General features: G+C 38.4%; 3 protein-coding genes and 2 pseudogenes. 3 read left to right on the plus strand and 2 right to left on the minus strand.

Translation table 11 applies throughout. The features are described 5' to 3' along the window. Positions 1-93: 93 nt before the first annotated feature. Positions 94-369: pseudogene (locus tag HRU42_RS21045) on the plus strand (transposase); the annotation flags it as partial. Between the two features lie 6 nt (positions 370-375). Here the strand turns inward: HRU42_RS21045 and HRU42_RS21050 are convergent. Beyond that, positions 376-596 (minus strand): annotated as a pseudogene (locus HRU42_RS21050) (transposase); the annotation flags it as partial. A 59-nt stretch (positions 597-655) separates the two neighbouring features. Here HRU42_RS21050 and HRU42_RS21055 point away from each other — a divergent pair. Beyond that, entirely contained in the window at positions 656-886 is a 231-nt protein-coding gene (locus HRU42_RS21055; RefSeq protein ID WP_295034045.1) for a hypothetical protein, read from the plus strand. 502 nt (positions 887-1,388) lie between these two features. Then, the gene (locus HRU42_RS21060) at positions 1,389-2,009 is read left to right on the plus strand and encodes a hypothetical protein (protein ID WP_295034047.1); all 621 of its coding nucleotides are present in this window, start codon (positions 1,389-1,391) and stop codon (positions 2,007-2,009) included. 69 nt (positions 2,010-2,078) lie between these two features. Here HRU42_RS21060 and HRU42_RS21065 read toward each other — a convergent pair. Continuing rightward, positions 2,079-2,258, minus strand: a 180-nt coding sequence (locus HRU42_RS21065; RefSeq protein ID WP_295034048.1) for a hypothetical protein, incomplete at its 5' end; no start/stop codon positions are given.

The raw sequence follows: 2,258 nt of genomic DNA on the forward strand, positions 1-2,258 counted from the left end.
GCAGCATTTCAATAAAACAACCAAGACACCCAGGATTGTCAGATTAAGATCCCTTGACTACGCTTAAGTCAGAGTTGTTGAGGAGGGGTTATTATGCCTACACCAAGAAAAGCGTTAGTCAGCTTAGAGGATACGCTCTATTATCATTGCGTATCTCGTTGTGTTAGAAAGGCTTTTTTGTGCGGAGTTGATCATTACACAGGTCAATCCTATGAGCATAGACGGGATTGGGTTGAAAGTCGACTATTAGAACTTGCAGCTGTGTTTGCCATTGATATTTGTGCTTATGTAGTGATGAGTAACCATTTACATCTCGTATTACGTATTGATGTGGAGTTAGCTAAGCATTGGTCAGATATCGAAGTGGTGCTGGAATCAAGCAATAAGTGCAACACGCTTACCAGTAAAGACCTCAAGGGGTGTTAGCCCGCCTAATATCTTTCTTGGCGTTAAATTTAGTTGCAATATTCTGTTCTCGATTTCCTCCTCTGTCAGCATAGCCATGTCGAATTTCTTAGGCCAAAAACGCCTAATTCGACCGTTAGTATTTTCATTCGTTCCTGCTGCCAACTCGCATAAGGTTTGGCAAAATAAACCTTCGCTCTTGTCGCTTCATAATAAAAAAATAGGACAGGCACATCTATATTATCTGCTGTTGATCACGCCTATCGTCGCCTTAGCCGTGTCTAGCCGGACACAGGGGGCAGGGAGCCTGTTTGAAGATGACCACTGGTCTGTGTATTCGAGCTTAGGTTTGAGTTTATGTTTGAGCTTAGTGATCACAGGTAACCTACTGGCGCAGTTGAAGCCAGAGACTCTGGCGCTGGCTTATAACAAGCTTAAAAAGGTGATAAAAAACCAGCAGTTAGGTCTTAAATCACGCTGAGATAAACCCATCTGGCAATCAAGTTTTAGTAGGTACAGGCTATCTAGGAGTGAAAAATTTTGGATGTTTTGGTTATTTCTTTCATGGTTGTTTTTTGTTATAGGTTTTTCGTTAAAAGCTATATTTTTCAATAAAATACCGGCCTACATATTGAAACTCACCACCAAAGTAGGTTACATTGGGTGCAGTTAGGGAAATGCAGGCGAGACTCAACGTCTTAAGTAAGAGGTTGAAAGTAGCTATTCAGGGATGAAGATACGCTAGCAGCACTCACTGACTTTTTACAGATAAGTAGAAAAGTAGATAAGTAGAAAAGCAGAGAGAGCAGCGCAATTGATTCACATCAATCTTCCCCCTGTTTTTTTCACGCTTTGCAACGAAAGCCTTTCCCCACAAGCACCCAATCAGTTAGATTTAATAATGGGTGTCTTAGTTATTTGTTGTCAGCATACCTAAAATAGGTTAAACAATTAAATTCTCCAACAAAAAAAGGATTTTTACAATGAAAAAAACACATATATTGGTTCCACTAATATTTATGACATTTTTGTCGACGTCTGTTTTAGCTGGAGAATGTACCTTAAACCTTGTAAAGGAAGATGGAAATTTTTCACAAGCTGATTATGGCCCTGATGGTCAGCATACATACAATGTAACTATGCCATATACAGATGGGTTTTATCCTAATAGGTGGACCAGTAGTCAGCCCAAACCTAAACTTCCCCTTAGTAATTGTATTACTTATTATGGAGCCCCAGCTAACGCAACAATAAGATCACTTACGATCTATTATAAGTTTGAAAGTGCTAAATTAGTTGCAGACTATTCAATGCTGTTGGAGTTTTTAGGGGAAAATAAATATGCGATAGAAACCAAGCGGGGTGGCGGTGCCTTTAGAACGGTGGAAGGATCTAAGGTTTTAACTAACGTAAATGGCAAAAAACTAAGTGAAGTAGAATTGCAACTACGAGACAAGTCACAAACCCTCAAGTTACCAATTCTTGCGGCACGTATATTTCAACAGATCAATGTAGTACTGGAAACTCGCGCTTATCAGAATTTTCTGCCAGAATTGTATGGTGAATCTAACCGCCTTGTTAAATATAATGGCGCTCACTGTTAATTGATAAATTAGAGCCTATCAGCCATGATTAAATCCTACATAGTTGAGAGGTTTTTTATTATGGCTATTTTAATAAAGTGACAAAATTATTTTATATTTTCTTTGGTACGAAGTACAAGACTTATAATTAAATTTTCTGTAAATATTAAAGTGACTCCAAGGAGAAAGTTTGAATAAATTAGTGTTAATAATCGCATCAGTAGTATGTTTATCTGCATGTAGTGAAGATGATTCTCGTTCACCAGATAC

This window comes from Shewanella sp. (assembly GCF_013214165.1).
Lineage (GTDB): Bacteria > Pseudomonadota > Gammaproteobacteria > Enterobacterales > Shewanellaceae > Shewanella.